This is a genomic window from Acinetobacter sp. LCT-H3, assembly GCF_001866125.1.
Classification (GTDB): domain Bacteria; phylum Pseudomonadota; class Gammaproteobacteria; order Pseudomonadales; family Moraxellaceae; genus Acinetobacter; species Acinetobacter schindleri.
In genome coordinates, this window is the sequence record NZ_MODX01000028.1 from 15,126 (window position 1) to 32,297 (window position 17,172).

Consider the following 17,172-nt stretch of genomic DNA (forward strand, 5'->3'; position numbering starts at 1 on the left):
TGATGAATCTGAGGTTTAGTTTAAACGGCCTGAGATTTTTCTGCTTCGGTGACCAACTCGGGTTGAGCTGGTTGGGCAGGTTTGGATTTGACTGGATTGAGCATAAAGTTCACACCTAGACAGAACAGGGTAACACCCAGAATTTTACGGATAATTTTCTCAGGCATACGTGAACTGATCAATGTGCCGATCACGATTGCAGGAATAGAACCCACCAGTAACCAGCCTAACAAAGCAAAGTCTACATTACCTGCGCTCATATGGCCCAAGCCTGCGACTAAAGTTAGAAGTACGGCATGCACCACGTCAGAACCGATAATACGAATCATCGGCAAATTCGGGAACATTAGAATCAATGCCATAATACCGAATGCCCCTGCACCCACTGAAGACAAGGTCACAAAAACACCAAGCACGATTCCCATGATGATAATCAGGGCGCGTTTTTTGCCAGATTTAAAATCGACCTTTTCCAGATCCTGGGTCATATCTGGCAGTTCTTGTTTACGGTATTTATTAAAGAACTTCTCAATTGAAGCGCGGAATACAATAGAAATACCGGTCAGCGTTAGCATAAAACCGAGTACCATGGTGAGTACTGCTTTATAGTGGGTAGATTGACTGAGATAGTTCTCAAGTACCCAATGGGTTGCAAATGAGGCAGGAATACTGCCGATTGCCAGCCAGATCACAATGGGCCAGATAATATTCATTTTTTTTGCATGGACAAAAGAACCGCAGAATTTAGAGATTGCGGCATATAGAAGGTCAGTACCGATTGCAATGTGCGGTTCAATCCGGAATAGGCTGATTAAAATAGGGGTCATCAGTGAACCACCGCCGACACCAGTAATCCCTACACAGAAACCAACTAACACACCTGCTAAAATAAACTCAATCGGACCAAACATCTATATATGCCAATATCAAAAAACGAGCATATCTTATGACTATTAAAGATAAGTAGTTGTCTTGATTAATGATTTGCTTATTCCAAAATAAGATAAAGCAAGTGATTAATGAGGTGTTTTATTATCGAAAAAACTGGTCTAAAGGATAAGTCCGGTAAGCTTTCTAAAGAATTTTCTTATAGTTAGGAAATACGAGGAAGATAAATGGAATTGAATTCATGAAATATAATTAATAGTATAAAATTTCTTCTTTATTAAAATAAGCAAATTTATTTGATTTAAAAATAGGCTGGTCGTGATAAGGGAAATTAGAAGTTTGGTAGATCATTCTCTATATCATTTTTCAATTGAGCATATTTGTAGTCATGGTGATCCTGGTCATTCTTATCTAAAGTGAATTCAGAAAATCCCTGTAGTCATCATTATATTTGTAGATGTAGCGCTTTAAATTCTTAGATTCATCATTTTTAAACCAATTCATGCAGATCAGAATCAAGTTCAGCCTTAAATTTTTCGTCTTATGCTAATATGCTGATAGCAATTCTTTGAGGATTACATCTTGCAAAAACGGAAGCTTAAAATTGGAATCGTCGTGGGTGAAGTATCGGGAGATACCTTAGGTGCCAGTCTGATTCGTCGTTTTCGTGAGCAGGGGATTGATGCTGAATTTGAGGGCATTGGTGGTCCACAGATGATTGCAGAAGGTTTTAAAAGCTATTATCCAATGGATATTCTATCGGTAATGGGTATTGTTGAAGTCTTAAAAGATATCCGTAAGCTGTTTGCTGTACGTGATGGACTGGTGGAGACCTGGACGAAAGATCCAGTCGATGTATTTATCGGCATTGATGCACCAGATTTTAACCTGCGTTTGTCCAAGAGCATCAAGCAACGACAGTTGCCGATCAAAACCGTTCAATATGTCAGCCCATCCGTCTGGGCGTGGCGTCAGGGACGTGTACATGGCATTAAAGCCAGTATCGATCTGGTACTGTGTTTATTTCCATTTGAAAAAGTCTTTTATCAAAAATGGCAGGTACCCGCTGCATTTGTCGGTCATCCATTAGCGAGTCAATTGCCGATACAGAATCCACTGGCTGAAGCAAAGCAGGAGCTGGGACTCGATCCTGCCCAGAAATATATTGCCTTGCTGCCAGGCAGCCGGCGTGGAGAAATTGAACGTCTTGGGCCATTGGTGCTGGATACTGCACAAATTTTGCAACAAAAACATCCTGAATATATCTTCCTGATTCCTGCCATCAATGATGCACGTAAGCAGCAAATTCAAGCCTTGCTGCAAACTTATCCAGAAAGCTTACAGACCCGAATTCGTCTGATGGAAAATACCGGTAGCGATTCCAAAATCGGTCGTCAGGTCATGAATGCAGCAGATATCGTCGCTTTGGCATCGGGAACAGCAACTCTGGAAGCAATGTTGTTACATCGTCCAATGGTGACTTTCTATAAGTTACATTGGCTGACTTATCGTATTGTTAAACTTCTGGTGAAAATTCAGTACTATTCATTGCCAAATATTATTGCGGGCAAGAAAGTGATTCAGGAGCTGATTCAATCTGAAGCAACCCCTGAGAATCTTGCTGCCGAAATTGAAGCGTTAATGAATGTTGAAGCAGCACAGATTCAGGCGATGCAGCATCTGACCATGCATAAGCAACTACTTTCAGGGAATAGTGAAGATCCTGTGAGTGCCATTTTAGAACTGGTAAAATAATCTTCTCGCCTATTATTGACCCTGATGCTGCTGACGATACTGGCTAGGAGTAAGTTCAAACTGCTTTTTAAAGCTCTGACTAAATGCAGTTTCTGAAGAATAACCTACGCGATGCGCAATCTGTTGTACGGTCATTAGGCCATCTCTTAAATAACGTGCTGCCAGACGCATCCTGTGCTGTTGCAGATAAGCCAAAGGCGGTTCACCGACCACTTGCGTAAACAATTGTGCAAATTTGGAACGTGACATATGGCATTGTTCAGCCAGACTTTCAACGGTCCAGCTCTGTTCTGGCTGTCCATGAATGGCAGCTAAGGCACTGGAAAGTTCAGGATGGCTTAAGGCATTTAACCAGCTGGAGGCATGCCGGGCATTCAAAATATAATCCCGCACACATTCAATAAGTAAAATACTGACCAGATGATCGAGAATACGGTCACGGCCCGGACGTGTATTCTGGGTTTCTAAAGCCAAAAACTGTAATCCGATCTGTAACCATTCCGGGGCTGAATCACTCAAAATATGCTGAATATGCAGATAATCCGACAAAGAGGTAATTAGCGGTCGCGCCATCTGGATATCCATTTTTGAACGAATCGCCAGAATAAAGCTGCGTTGTGGCTGGACCTGACCGAAATCAATACTTTGCTGGGAATGCGAAGCAAAGAAGCTGTTAATTGGACTACTTTGTGTTAGTTCTTGATCATTTGGACAATGCAGCCGGTGCGCTTTGGCAGATGGAAGCAGAATCAGATCACCCTGCTGTAAGACAATGACATGGTCTGAATCTTCAAAGCTGAGCTGTGCCTGTCCATGCAAAATCACATAGGCCAGCATGGACGGTTCATGTCTGTATAACAGCCGATAAGGATGATGAACATTCAGGTAGATATATTCTGATTTGGCTAAATGTATGTCATCAAAAATTTTACTAAGCGCATCCATGCGTGTTCTATTCTGAATTAAAAAGATATTTTTATTTAAGTCTGCATGTGAATTGAGGTCAGAAATCGGCTGATCAGGACAAAGACGCTGACATAGCTTTTCTGGACGCTGACAACTGTGCACATGCGCTGAATTATTCAACTATAAGGGCAGGGTAACATAAAACAGGAGGGTCGCAATGAATGCCCCTGCAAAAATCACAAATATTCACCTGGTGCAGGACGCTCAGTTGCTGAAGGGCCGTCAGCTAGATAAAAAACGTTTCGGATGGCTGTTGAGTCCCGGTCTGCCAGTCATCGGTATGGGTATTTTGGCCGGCTACCATTTTGGACCGAAAGTCACCAAGAAAGTTTTTGCCTTGGGTGGTCCATTATTGCTGCATGTCATCATTCCGACACTAGATGCTCTGATTGGCGAGGATGAAAATAATCCCAGCGATGATCAGATCAAAGCTTTGATCAAAGATCCTTATTATGACCGTATCGTAAAATTGTTTATTCCTTTGCAAATGGCTGCGAATACCTTTGCAGGCTATGTGGTATCACGCCCTAATGTCTCATTGACCGATCAGGTTCTACTCGGGATTTCGATGGGTGCAATTAATGGAGTTGGTGTAAACACCGCCCATGAACTGAGTCACCGCCCGAATAAGTCTGATCACTACTGGTCACATGCCAGCCTGATGCCATTGGCTTATAACCATTTCCGGATTGAACATCCTTATGGACATCATAAACGGGTCGCGACGCCTGAAGATCCTGCCTCATCAAAAATGGGGGAGTCATTTTACAAATTCTGGCCACGTACGGTATTTGGTGGACTTAAATCTGCAATTGAAATTGAAAAACGCCGTTTACAGCGTAAAGGTTTGAGTTTCTTTAGCAAGGAAAATGAATTGTTTCATGGCTGGGGGATGAGTGCTGCTTATCATGCCTTGATGCTGAAAACCTTTGGCAAGAAGATTATTCCATATACGTTAACACAGGCATTTTATGGCATCAGCCTGTTTGAAATTGTCAATTATATTGAACATTATGGTTTGAAGCGTGCTGAAACTGAGAAAGGTAAATACGAGCGTACTTTGCCTGAACACAGCTGGAACAATAATAATATTGTTACCAACCTGTTTTTGTATCAGTTACAACGCCATTCTGATCATCATGCGTTCCCAAGCCGGCCGTTTCAGGCATTGCGAAATTTTGAGGAAGCACCTGTCTTGCCAAGCGGTTATGCGACCATGCTGATTCCAGCTTTGATACCACCATTGTGGTATAAAATGATGGATAAGCGTGTGTATCAACATTATCAAGGCGACCTGAACAAAGCCAATATCTTGCCAGCTAAACGCAAGCAGATTTTCAGAAAATTTGGCATACAAGATAATGCAGCTTAACTATTTTCAGTTTTTAATATTTTCCAGTTTTTAATAAAAAATGCGCCTTTCAGGGCGCATTTTTTATTCATTTTCGTTAAATCTTAAAACCATTCTGGCTGCATATTCAGGCAGGTATCATCAAAGTTCATCAGTAATTGTGCCTGATGTTCAACTTCAGGCAGTTCCCAGCGGATAAAGTATTGAGCTGCCTGCATTTTTCCTGTCAGGAATTGTTGATCTTCTGCATAGTCAGACGAGGCAAATTTTAACTGTGCCTGATTCGCCATTTCCAGCCATAACCAGGCAATAATAGTTTTACCCATCATATCCAGATATAAACCTGAATTCGCCAATGCTGTATCAACTCGACCTTGATGCAAAGCCTGACCTAAAACCTGCGTGGTTCTTTGCACAGTCGCAAGATGCTTTTTAAAAGTTTCTGCCAGTTCAGCTAAATTATGATCCTGAATCTCGGATAAAGTTTTCTGGATACGCTGCATGAGCAGGCTTAAACCTTTACCGTTGTGTTGCCACAGTTTACGACCGAGTAGATCTAGAGACTGAATGCCATAAGTGCCTTCATGGATTGGATTCAGACGGTTGTCCCGGTAGCACTGTTCAATCGGATATTCACGGGTATAGCCTGCACCACCCAAGACCTGAATCGCCAGGTCATTGGCTTTGGGGCCATAGGCAGAAGGGAAGGATTTGACCACTGGTGTAATCAGATCCAGCAAAATAGCACTCTCTTCATCCTGAGCTGCCTGATGTTCATCAATCAGGCGGGCTGCAAACAGACACAGTGCCAGTGATGCTTCAACATAGGACTTCTGGGTCAACAGCATACGTTTAACATCGCTATGCTCAATGATATTCACTGGTTTACTGTTTGGATCTTTATCGGCTACCGGACGTCCTTGTGGACGATTTTTGGCATAATTCAGGGACTCCAGATAACCACGATAGCCAATCATTGCCGCACCGAGTCCCACACCGACACGTGCTTCATTCATCATCTTAAACATATATTTCAAACCATGACCTGCTTCACCAAGCAAATAGCCTAAGCAATTGTCATTTTCCCCAAAGCTCAGCACCGTCGAGGTAGTCCCGCGATAGCCCATTTTATGCAATAGGCCAGCCAATTGAACATCATTGGATTCATCAAGTGGACCATCGGCACGGGTCTTGAATTTTGGCACAATAAACAGGGAAATACCCTTCACGCCTTGAGGTGCATCCTGAATCCGGGCAAGCACAAGATGCACAATATTTTCAGTAATGTCCTGGTCACCCCCAGAGATAAACATCTTTTGACCTTTAATCCGATAGGATCCATCTGCCTGAGGGATGGCCTTGGTGGTCAGATCACCAAGGGATGAACCGACATCCGGTTCTGTCAGTGCCATGGTGCCAGAAAAACGGCCGCTGAACATATGGGGTACAAATGTGTGTTTCTGTTCCTCGGTGCCGAAAGCCTGAATCACATTGGCTGCGGCAGCGGTCAAGAAAGAATAAGCCACCGTCGATGGATTGGCGGACATAAAAAAGGCATTACACGCCATATTGACCAGAATCGGTAACTGCATACCACCGGCATTATAATCATGTTGAGCGCAGAGTAATCCGGCATCGGCAAACTGGTTCCATGCAGTTTTGACTTCAGCAATGGTTTCGACTTTTTTGCCGTCAAAAGTTGGTTCGTGCTGATCTGCTTTGGCATTGTGCGGCGCAAAATAATCGGTAGCGATGCCTTTGGCCGTATCTAAAATACTGTCAAAGATGGTTTTATCATGTTCCTGATAACGTTCAAGTTGGGTCAGCTGTTCCAGTTTAAAAACGTCATACAGCAGGAAATTCAGGTCTTTGTCATCGATAAGTTGAGTCATATTTAGTTTTAAATCGAGTATTTATATGATGTGTTTAAGACTAGTAGTTGCTTTTATTTTTTAGAATTGTCAATAATGACACTTAAGATGTGAAAAGTGACAATGATATTCAGATGAAAAAGGTGGTGGTTTTAGGTTTTGATGGGGCTTTAGCATCGGCTATTACTGGAGTCGTGGATTTATTTGCCATGGCGGGCGTGAGCTGGAACCGGATTCAGGAGCAGGAAATTCATCGTCTGTTTCAGGTAGAAATTGCCAGTGCCCAAGGGCAGGCGATCCGTTGTATTAATGGGATATTGATCCAGGCACATTTAGCTTATGCAGATATCAAGGATGTAGATATTGCCATTGTCCCTACGATTGCTGGGCCGATTATCGAAACCTTGCAACAGAATCCGGAACTGATCCGTTATTTAAAGGAAGCAGACCGGCAGCAGAAAGTGATTGCAGGAAACTGTACGGGGAATTTCTTTTTGGCTGAAGCCGGTATTTTGAATGATCGCCAGGCGACCACGCATTGGGGCTTTCAGGATATGTTTCAGACTCTTTACCCTAAAGTAAAGCTTCATGCCGATCAGCTGATTAGTCGGGATCAGCATATCTACTGTGCAGGTGGTGGTCTGGCCTGGTTTGACTTAGGGCTGCATCTAATTGAACGCTACTATGGTTTTGAGCTGGCGATGCAGTCAGCCAAATCCTTTGTGATTGATTATCGGCGTGACAGCCAGCTGTCTTATTCCTTACTAAAAATTGGCAAGCTGCATCATGACGAGCTGGTACAAAAAGTACAGGACTGGCTGGAACAGCATTTTCATGAAGCGCTTAATCTGGAACAACTGGCAACACGTTTTAACCTCACCACACGTACTTTAATTAGGCGATTTAAACAGGCACTGGATGTGCCACCGAATCAGTATCTGCAAGCTATCCGGATTGAAGCAGCCCGTAAACGGCTGGAAGAAACCGAACAGGCGGTGGATCTGATCATGCAACATGTCGGTTATCATGATCCAAGCTCTTTCAGGCGATTATTCCATAAAAAAACGGGGTTAACCCCGTTAGAATATCGCCGTCGATTTAGCCGGCGCTTTTAGCATGTCATCAAGTTGCAGCAGCTTTAACTTTACGTCCATGCAGCAGATAATACCAAAGCAGACAGCTGAGTGTAATGACCGCACTATACAAATACAAATGCTGATAACCGATCTGATCCAGAAACTGGCCAATAAAATACGGTCCAAAACCAAGTGCAGCATCAAGAGCAATAAAGAAGGTTGATGTTGCCAGTCCCATACGCTCTATTGTGGTACTTTTTACCGCAATGGTCTGGCAAATGGATTGAATATTGCCATAACCAAAACCTAATAACGCTGCACTAGTGAGGAGCATCCATGAATTATGTGCCTGACTGAGCAAACCAATACCGATTGCCATAATCACAATCGCAGGATACATGATGATGTTTTCGCCTTTACGATCCATCAATGGGCCGGTAAATGGGCGAGAAATCAAAATTGCGGCTGCATACATCAGGAAGAAGAACGAAGCTGCCTGCAAGAGATCAATTTCCTTGGCATACAGGTTAAGAAAAGACAGTACGCCAGAATAACATGCACCAGCAATCAGGATAATAACTGCAATAGGAAAAGCTTTAGGCTCAACAAACTGCGCCAGACGTGAAGTAGGCTGAGCAGACTGCTGCGTACCAGCTTTTGCAGTCAGTTTTACTTTTGAAGTATCAACACCAAAACTGAAGAGCAGACAGGTGAAAGCCACAATAGAAGTAAAAGTAAAAATCACCTTATAGTCATATTGTGACATTAGCCAGATCGCCAGGAATGGACCAACTGCAGTGGCTAGCGTACTACTGGTACTGAAGTAGCCAATGCCTTCAGCACGTCGAGTTGCTGGAATGGTCTGGGCAATGACAGTTCCAATAACAGTCCCTGCGACACCCATCATAAAGCCGTGAGCAAAGCGGATCGCAATCAGATAAGGTACATCCACTGGAATAAAATACAGACCGGAGAACAGGAAAAAGCCCAAGGCTCCAGCAACCAGACTGGCTTTGGCACCCAGATTGGGCAGGAATTTTCCTATCAGCAATCGGCCAACTAAAGTCCCGACCACGAAGACACCGGAGATTAATCCCGCTTGTGCAGTAGTGGCATCCAGTTCAGCTAAGGCATAACCAACACTGACAATGACCAGGAGATAGAACACCAGAACCAGCTGGAAGTTCATTGCACTAAGAAAAATAAAATTTTTCGTCCAAAGCTTGGATGGAGCCTCAGTCATGTTGAAGCTCCTTTCTCGCCTGAAGGGAATGCATAAACTCTAAAACAAAAGCATGAGCACGTTTCAGCTCATCTTTATTGAAGTCTTGCAGTAATTCTGCTTCCAGAACATCAATCTTGCCGCAACATTGCTGGAACTGTTGTTCACCCATTTCAGATAGCTGCAGTAATTTCTGGCGTTTATCTGTCATGGGTTGTGATTCAATAAAGTTCATTTCCATCAAAGTATTTAAACGCTTGGTTACAGCAGGTTTTGAAATCCTGAGTTCCTGAGCGATATCCAGCGCCGTACATTGACCATTCATTTTGATAATGACCAGACTTTGCCATAAGGAATAATTTAAGCCGTGTTCAATTAACACAGCATTCATTTCATCCCCGAGCAATCTTGCACAGCGTAATAATGCAAATCTAAAGCGGGAGGTAGTATCCATAAGGAATAATGTTAACCTGGTTAACTAAATGTGCTTAATTTACGCTTATAAATATAAAAATTCAAGTGATGTATCAGTTGCTCCGATATGGCTTAACAAATATTTCAACGAGTAAATGAGCTAATCTGGTGGGAAAAATCTTTGGTTTTCTTTAACATGCAAATCTGGATGTGAGCAGTGGCTAAGGTGGATTTATGCAGGATTTAGACCTAACAACAATTATCAGTGAATGTTTTAAAAGCAGTTCTAATTTAATGATGGATTTACATCAACCAGCAATTACCTTACCTGAACAGCTGATCCACGCAGTTAAAGAGGCAGCACAGACACGCGGATATACTGAAACAATTCATCATGTAATGTTGCTGGATCAATTTGATGCTTCTCGACTGAGTTATGTCTTTAGTCCGCTTATTCTGTCCGTGCTAAAACATAAAACCATCTTTATCGCTCCAGCCAATACTGAACTGCAACAGGTGCTGGGAGAATATTTCCGGGTAGAAGCGCTGAAACTAAACCATACCCAAGCCTTACAGGAAATGGATATTTGCTTTGATTTGGCAACTGATGGTTGTTCCATGCCAGATTTACAGCGCTATGCCGTATTCAAGGCCTTACTTGACCCAAATTGTAAGAGCCTGATTGTCATTGGAAATGAACTGGATGCTGGATTGAAAATATTACTTGAATCATTCGGTATACAGGTTATCCAGCACAAATTGATGCAACAGAATTTTGATTTAACTGAAATTGAATTTAAAAAACTGTTATGGAAAAGAAAGACAGATTCAGTTGCCGTCACTTGTGAAGAGATCACGTCAGCTAATATTGAATTAGTTACTCAACTTAGCGGAATACAGCATGCCGATGCCGAGCGTCTAATTGATGACTTGATGTATAGCGAGCATCTGTTCGAAAAAGTCTCAGTCTTTGGCGAATTTACCGAAACTATTTATAAGCATCAGCTAAAATAAAAGATAGCGGAAAGGCATGTCCCAGAGTTGCAGTGATTAGATTTTAGATATACGCGTGGTGGCAGAGATGCCACACATTCCCCATCACGACACGACGTCGTAATGGGGAAATAAAAGACTTTTGCCTATTTTGAGTTTTTCCAAAGTATGATTCTGCCTGCACAAAGCCATTTAAATTTTTAAAGAGAAGATAAGGCTGTGCATATATAATTATAAATATGTAATTATAAATATCTAATAATATCATATATTTAAAAATTATCGAATTGCTCTGATGACCTAATACATAGCCTGATTAAAATTGTGAGACGGCAGTGAGCCAAAAGGCTCTTTATTCTGTTCAGGATTTTTTCTGTTTACGGTAAACACTTGGTCGTACCGGATGTGTGCCGCGCCAGAGACCTTTCTTATTTTTCTTGGCATTGCTTTGCAGGCTCATCAGATAGGAGAGGTGTTTCTTGTCACGGATATATTCTTCATAAACCCAAGCCGCACCACGCTTGATCAGTTCTTCATTGACATTTTTACGACGTCGGTAAATGACTCCAACACAGCGTCCATAACGGTCAATATCAGTAATTTGCACACGGACCAGTCTATTCTTGATCATTTTTGCGACCAGCTGTTGGGATTCCTTGCCATAGGCCTGACTGGATTCAGGTGCATCCACATAGGCAAAGCGTAAGCGGGTTTCTGAACGACGGATATTGAAACGATAGCAGGTGAGGGTGTCGCCATCACTGACGGCCTTAACTCGACACCAGTATTTTTTGCCTTTTTTGAAGGGGCGGAACAGTTCTTGTAAAAACACTACAAGTTTGTGCAGCAAATAATAGGAGAAACATAGAGCCACAAGGCCAAGTACAATTTGCCAAGAAGTTGAGAGATGCAACAAAATTAAAATCCAGAACAAGCGCAGTCAGGTGAAGAAATAGCTGACTTATAAAGTGTTCATTCTAGATCAAAGCCTCACGTCTTAAGGCCTTGTAATCGTTTATACGAGGATTTTTTAAGCAAACAAAATAGCCTAAGCAAATAACAAAAAAACCAAGCTGCGATTCTTAAGAATAAACTTTCTAAGGCTCCATAAATAGCCTAAGCATTTTTAAAATTCACTTATAAAAATAGCCTAAGCAAAAATTTTATTAATCTCACTCCGTAAAAATTGATGTCTCTTATTCTCTTGTAAATCCTTATACCAATACATTCCCATATTAATTTTCTGCAATTTTACAGGAACTTCAAAAATTTTCAGGCTTTTATCAATATGCAAATGATTTAAAACATTTCGAGGAATGGTGAGCATCGCTGAGGGATGCTGCTGCAAAATCTGTAACGCCGTCGAGTAATGCTGACAACGCAGGAAAATTTGCCGGGATAGGTGATTACGGCTTAAATACAGATCTTCAACCAATACGCCAGTCCGGCGCGAAGACACACCAATATGTAGGGAGGCGAGATAACTTTTTTCCGTGACTTGTTGCTGTTGAGTACAGACGACAAACTCATCCTGATCCAGTAATTCAAACTGGATTTTGTCGCCCAAAGGCTGTTCCAGATCGATCACAAAATCAACTTGCTGGGTTGCCAAATCAGAAACAATATTCTTTCGTTCCAGTTTAATACTGACAAACTGAATATCCAGATTAAAACGCTGAAAATGTGCGACCAGTTTTGGCAAGATCATCGGTTCGATTTCATCATGCACAGCAATCTTTAGATTTTGTACCAAGGTGGGCTCAAATTGCTGGTTCTGGATGGAAATATTCTGGATGGTGATGAGAGCATGTTTAATTTCTGAATAAATCTGTTCCGCAAACGGCGTTGGCTGCATTTTACTGCCAGTTCGTACAAACAAGTCATCCTGCAGATGCTGCCTTAAACGTTGTAAGGCATGACTGGCAGCAGACTGGGTAATTGACAGGATTTGTGCAGCCCGGGAAATACTTTTCTGTTCAAAAACAGCAACAAAAAGTGGATATAAATTGATATCGATCCGATGGAAACTGCGAAGATCGATACTGTTTTTATTATGAATCTGTTGCATATTAAACTATGGAATAAAATCATTTTATTCATAATAGGTTTTAGGTTAAGGTCTTGTAAAGCAGAATAATCATATCCAGAGGAAAGTTGCCATGTTTGAGCTATCAGCACGTGCACAGGACTACGTTGAACGCACCAGAAAATTTATTAGAGATGAGATCGAGCCAATTGAGGCAGATTTCTGGCATCAGGTGCATGAGCTGAATCAGGGCAGTGACTGGACCAAATGGCAATGGCCGGCTGAACTGGAAAATTTAAAAGCCAAAGCCAAAGCAGCAGGATTATGGAATATGTTCCTGCCTTGTGCTGAATTGGGTCAAGGATTGTCAGTTAATGAATATGCGCATATTGCTGAACTGTCTGGACGTAGTCTGATTGCACCAACGGTATTTAACTGTAATGCCCCAGATAGCGGCAATATGGAAGTATTGTGGCGTTATGGTTCTGAGGACCAAAAACAGCAATGGCTCATGCCGTTATTAGAGGGAAAAATCCGCTCGGTATTCTGTATGACCGAACCTTCAGTTGCCTCCAGTGATGCCACAAATATGCAGGCAACGGCGGTCATTGAAGGTGATGAAATTGTTCTTAATGGTCGTAAATGGTGGTCCTCTGGTCTGGGTGATCCAAATGCCAAAGTCATTATCTTTATGGCACATACTCCCGATGAAACTAAAGACCGTCATCATCAGCATTCCATGGTTTTAGTTCCAGTTGATACTGCGGGTGTGAAAATCGAGCGTATGTTGCCCGTCTTTGGTGATTATGATGCTCCGCATGGCCACGGCGAAGTTAGTTTTGATAATGTGCGGGTATCGGTATCCAATTTTATTGGGGGCGCTGGCCAGGGCTTTGAAATTGCCCAAGGTCGCTTAGGCCCAGGTCGTATTCATCACTGTATGCGTTGTATTGGCGCAGCAGAAAAATCTCTGGAACTGATGATTGACCGTGGCATGAGCCGCACGGCGTTTGGTAAAGAGATTTTGAAACTGGGTGGCAATCTGGAACGGGTCGCAGAAGCACGGGTTGCGATTGATCAGGCACGATTATTAACCTTGTATGCTGCCTATAAAATGGATACTTTAGGGAACATGGCGGCTTTGACAGAAATCTCTGCCATTAAAGTCGTGGCACCAAGTGTGCTGGAAAAAGTCGTGGATATGGCAATCCAGATTCATGGTGGCGCTGGTGTTTCACGTGATACACCATTGACCGGATTCTTTGCCCAGGCACGTGCGCTACGTTTGGCAGATGGCCCGGATGAAGTACATAAGGGCATGATTGCAAAATTAGAGTTGGCAAAACGTGGTTATAGTACGCGTCGTAAAAAATAAGTCTTAAGTTTAAAGATATTTAGATAGTAAAAAGATTTTAAGGAAATATTATGGCAGTCATTGATGTCGGTGGAAAAGTTCGTGAGGGTGAAGAACTGGATGTCCGCGCTATAGGAAACTGGCTGATTGAACATGGTGAAAATATTGAGGGTCCTGTTGAAGTCACCCAATATTCTGGTGGTGCGTCGAACTGGACATATCGCCTGAAATATAGCAATGCCGATTTAATTCTGCGTCGTCCACCTAAAGGCACCAAGGCCAAATCTGCACATGACATGGCGCGTGAATATCATGTACAACGGGCACTGGCTGATCACTATCCAGTTGTTCCGGAAATGTTGTTGCTATGTCAGGATGAGTCAGTGATTGGCTGTGATTTCTATGTAATGAAACGCATTGAAGGCATTATTCCACGAGCGAATTTGCCTAAAGATCTGGACTTTAGTGAAGCTCAGGTACGCGAACTCTGTATCAATGTCATTGATAAACTGATCGAGTTGCATCAGGTTCCTTATCACGGTACTGAACTGGAAAAGTTAGGCAAAGGTGAGGGTTACTGCCGACGTCAGGTAGAAGGTTGGGATAGCCGTTATGACAAAGCTAAAACGATTAACGTACCTTCATTCAAGTACGTACGTAACTGGCTAAAAGATAATATTCCTGCCGATTCTAAAACTTGTGTGATTCACAATGACTGGCGTTTTGATAATGTTATTCTGGATCCTGACAATCCAACACAGGTGATTGGGGTACTGGACTGGGAAATGGCGACTCTAGGTGATCCACTGATGGACTTGGGTTCTGCCTTGGCCTATTGGGTGGAAGAGACTGACAATGCAATTTTTAAGGCAACCCGCCGTCAGCCGACCAATCTAAAAGGGATGTTTACCCGTAAGGAGGTTGTGGATTACTACCTGGAAAAAACTGGATTACAGCCAGAGAATTGGACCTTCTATGAAGTATTTGGCATTTTCCGTTTAGCGGTAATTGCCCAGCAGATTTATTATCGTTACTACCATAAACAGACCAATAACCCGGCGTTTAAAGATTTTTGGGTGGTGATTCATGCATTGCATATCCGTGCCTTAAAGCTGATTGGCAAACAAAAGATCGAAGCCAATGATCTTGCCCAGAAGTATATGAACAAATTTAAAGAGTTAATGCCAAAATGACCACCATTTACCTGATTCGACATGGCCAGGCATCTTTTGGAGCAGAAAGCTATGATCAGCTTTCTCCCAACGGTGAACTGCAAGCCAAGTTACTTGGACGTTATTTCGACTCTATTCTTAAAGAAGCACCTGTAGTGATGGCTGGATCAATGCAACGTCATCAGCAAACGGCGCAACTATGCCTGGATGAATGTTTTCCTGAAAGTGAATTGATTACCAATCCTGCCTGGAATGAGTTTAATCATACTCAAGTCTTTGCCAGGTATGAGCCGCGATTTAATCAGCCGGAATTATTAAAAGAAGATGTGGCACAACATGCCAATCCTCGAGCGTATTTAAGCAAAATCTTTGAAGGAGCAATTGAACGCTGGACGGGGGGAGATTATCACCATGAATATGAAGAATCCTGGCCAGATTTTAAAAACCGTGTTGAATCTGCATTGCAAGATCTATGCGATGAACTGGCTGAGAAAAGACCGCGCTATGCTGTAGTATTTACTTCGGGTGGCGTTATCTCTGTGGCAGCAGGGAGAATTCTAGGCTTGAGTCCAAGCAAAACTTTTGCCTTAAACTGGGCCATGGCCAATACCAGCATGACGACTTTGCGTTTGGTGGGTAATGAACCGCAGTTACTTAGTCTGAATGAACATCATTTTATTAAGGCAAATCAACCAGAATTACTCACCTGGATCTAAAAGATCTGGAACAAAATGATTTTAAAGGAATAAAAAATGGCTAAAACAATTCTAATTACCGGGGCAAGTTCCGGAATTGGTGCAGGTATGGCACGTGAATTTGCACAAAAGGGTTATAACCTGGCAATCTGTGCGCGTCGTATGGAACGTCTGGAAGCTTTAAAGCAGGAACTGGAAAACCAGTACGGGATCAAAGTGATTGCCAAAACCCTGGATGTGACCAACTATGATCAGGTCTTTGAAGTATTTCGTGCCTTTAGGGAAGAGTTTGGTAGCATTGACCGAATTATCGTGAATGCTGGCGTTGGTGAAGGTCGTCGTATTGGAAAAGGCAACTTTGCTATTAACAAAGCTACGGTGGAAACCAATTTTATTTCTGCCTTAGCCCAGTGTGAAGCTGCAGTGGAGATTTTTCGTGCGCAAAACTCAGGTCATTTGGTCATGATTTCATCCATGAGCGCAATGCGTGGTATGCCAAAACACCTGACCGCTTACGGTGCAAGTAAGGCTGGAGTCGCGCATCTGGCAGAAGGAATTCGTGCAGAGCTGATTGATACACCTATTAAAGTGACGACGATTTTCCCGGGTTATATTCGTACTGAAATTAATGAAGGTGCGAAAAAACTGCCATTTGAGGTAGACGAAAAAACGGGTTCGCGTTTATTGGCTGCTGAAATTGAAAAAGCACCAGTTAAAGCGTATGTACCAAAATGGCCTTGGTTACCGTTGGGCTTGGCTATGAAAGTATTGCCACTAAAACTGGTGAATAAACTAGGATAATTCTTGTTTATATGATCAAAAAGCTCCTAATGGGGCTTTTTTATTTTTGGAATTGAAACATTTTGACTTTAAAAATTAAGAAAATAATATGTCTGGAAATTATTTTTATAAGTATGATCATACATTATGGTTTAGCATAGCTAAGGGTTGGTGAATATATGTATATGGGCTTATAACCAAATGAAAAAATTAGCTTTTATCATTATTCTGGTATTGACAGCAATGCCATATGCTCAAGCAGCATCTGATGAAGGAAAAAATCCGGATATGACCCGATTGTGTGAGGGAAAAGGACCTCATGTAAAGCTTACGGTTAAAATTGAGGGTCGTACCATAAAAGGCTCATGTCAGATCGGCTTTAAACCTGCTCAAGTAAATGCCTTGGACTATGAAGCAATGCGCTCTCCCTCTGTGCAAAATGCATGTAAGGGCAAAGCACGTGGTTCGACTCTTGTCGTGAATGTAGATGGTGAACAGATACCGGGTAAATGTGATCTGGTCTTTAAAAGAAATCATCGTTAAAAATATATTTAACGATTTCTTATTTCACTTTGTATAACCGCTATTATATTAGACCTCTTTCATAAA

16 protein-coding genes are annotated in these 17,172 nt (G+C 42.3%); 9 read left to right on the plus strand and 7 right to left on the minus strand.

The genetic code is table 11. From position 1 onward, the window contains the following. Positions 1-20 precede the first annotated feature (20 nt). Positions 21-911 carry a sulfite exporter TauE/SafE family protein gene (locus tag BK820_RS12660; RefSeq protein ID WP_004809572.1) on the minus strand — a complete coding sequence of 297 codons (891 nt, stop codon included), beginning with the start codon at positions 909-911 and terminating at the stop codon, positions 21-23. 559 nt (positions 912-1,470) lie between these two features. On the opposite strand from BK820_RS12660, the gene lpxB reads away from it, so the two are divergent. Further along, complete coding sequence (gene lpxB / locus BK820_RS12665; RefSeq protein ID WP_071321116.1) at positions 1,471-2,643, plus strand: lipid-A-disaccharide synthase; 1,173 nt, start codon at positions 1,471-1,473, stop codon at positions 2,641-2,643. Between the two features lie 12 nt (positions 2,644-2,655). Here the strand turns inward: lpxB and BK820_RS12670 are convergent, their stop codons facing one another. Next, positions 2,656-3,588, minus strand: coding sequence for an AraC family transcriptional regulator (locus BK820_RS12670; RefSeq protein ID WP_071321128.1), 933 nt, complete (start codon positions 3,586-3,588; stop codon positions 2,656-2,658). 178 nt (positions 3,589-3,766) lie between these two features. On the opposite strand from BK820_RS12670, the gene BK820_RS12675 reads away from it, so the two are divergent. Then, positions 3,767-4,981 (plus strand): alkane 1-monooxygenase, encoded by a 1,215-nt coding sequence (locus BK820_RS12675; RefSeq protein ID WP_071321117.1) that lies wholly within the window; start codon positions 3,767-3,769, stop codon positions 4,979-4,981. Positions 4,982-5,064: 83 nt separating this feature from the next. Here BK820_RS12675 and BK820_RS12680 read toward each other — a convergent pair whose 3' ends face one another. Next, a complete protein-coding gene (locus BK820_RS12680; RefSeq protein WP_071321118.1) occupies positions 5,065-6,852 on the minus strand; it encodes an acyl-CoA dehydrogenase in 1,788 nt (595 codons plus the stop codon). Positions 6,853-6,965: 113 nt separating this feature from the next. Here BK820_RS12680 and BK820_RS12685 point away from each other — a divergent pair, with 113 nt between their 5' ends. Continuing rightward, entirely contained in the window at positions 6,966-7,946 is a 981-nt protein-coding gene (locus BK820_RS12685; RefSeq protein ID WP_071321119.1) for a GlxA family transcriptional regulator, read from the plus strand. A 7-nt stretch (positions 7,947-7,953) separates the two neighbouring features. On the opposite strand, the gene BK820_RS12690 is transcribed toward BK820_RS12685, so the two are convergent. After that, the gene (locus BK820_RS12690) at positions 7,954-9,150 is read right to left on the minus strand and encodes an MFS transporter (RefSeq protein ID WP_008307414.1); all 1,197 of its coding nucleotides are present in this window, start codon (positions 9,148-9,150) and stop codon (positions 7,954-7,956) included. Beyond that, complete coding sequence (locus BK820_RS12695; protein ID WP_227591011.1) at positions 9,143-9,520, minus strand: MarR family transcriptional regulator; 378 nt, start codon at positions 9,518-9,520, stop codon at positions 9,143-9,145. The genes BK820_RS12690 and BK820_RS12695 overlap by 8 nt, the downstream gene beginning before the upstream one ends. A gap of 317 nt (positions 9,521-9,837) precedes the next feature. Between BK820_RS12695 and BK820_RS12700 the strand changes: the two genes are divergently transcribed. Then, positions 9,838-10,557: a hypothetical protein gene (locus tag BK820_RS12700; RefSeq protein ID WP_228715860.1), complete on the plus strand. Its 720-nt coding sequence runs from the start codon at positions 9,838-9,840 to the stop codon at positions 10,555-10,557. A gap of 340 nt (positions 10,558-10,897) precedes the next feature. Here BK820_RS12700 and BK820_RS12705 read toward each other — a convergent pair whose 3' ends face one another. Both BK820_RS12705 and BK820_RS12710 read right to left on the minus strand, forming a co-directional pair. Further along, positions 10,898-11,452 carry a thermonuclease family protein gene (locus BK820_RS12705; RefSeq protein ID WP_071321121.1) on the minus strand — a complete coding sequence of 185 codons (555 nt, stop codon included), beginning with the start codon at positions 11,450-11,452 and terminating at the stop codon, positions 10,898-10,900. Between the two features lie 234 nt (positions 11,453-11,686). Beyond that, positions 11,687-12,604 (minus strand): LysR family transcriptional regulator, encoded by a 918-nt coding sequence (locus BK820_RS12710; RefSeq protein WP_071321122.1) that lies wholly within the window; start codon positions 12,602-12,604, stop codon positions 11,687-11,689. 91 nt (positions 12,605-12,695) lie between these two features. On the opposite strand from BK820_RS12710, the gene BK820_RS12715 reads away from it, so the two are divergent. The 5 genes from BK820_RS12715 (at position 12,696) to BK820_RS12735 (ending at position 17,106) form a co-directional block, all read left to right on the plus strand. After that, complete coding sequence (locus BK820_RS12715) at positions 12,696-13,937, plus strand: acyl-CoA dehydrogenase family protein (RefSeq protein ID WP_071321123.1); 1,242 nt, start codon at positions 12,696-12,698, stop codon at positions 13,935-13,937. A gap of 50 nt (positions 13,938-13,987) precedes the next feature. Further along, entirely contained in the window at positions 13,988-15,109 is a 1,122-nt protein-coding gene (locus tag BK820_RS12720) for a phosphotransferase family protein (RefSeq protein ID WP_008307404.1), read from the plus strand. Then, positions 15,106-15,804 carry a histidine phosphatase family protein gene (locus BK820_RS12725; protein WP_071321124.1) on the plus strand — a complete coding sequence of 233 codons (699 nt, stop codon included), beginning with the start codon at positions 15,106-15,108 and terminating at the stop codon, positions 15,802-15,804. Before BK820_RS12720 ends, BK820_RS12725 begins: the two co-directional genes overlap by 4 nt. Positions 15,805-15,840: 36 nt before the next feature. Then, complete coding sequence (locus BK820_RS12730) at positions 15,841-16,584, plus strand: SDR family oxidoreductase (protein ID WP_071321125.1); 744 nt, start codon at positions 15,841-15,843, stop codon at positions 16,582-16,584. A gap of 180 nt (positions 16,585-16,764) precedes the next feature. Further along, positions 16,765-17,106, plus strand: coding sequence for a hypothetical protein (locus BK820_RS12735; protein ID WP_071321126.1), 342 nt, complete (start codon positions 16,765-16,767; stop codon positions 17,104-17,106). Positions 17,107-17,172 lie beyond the last annotated feature (66 nt).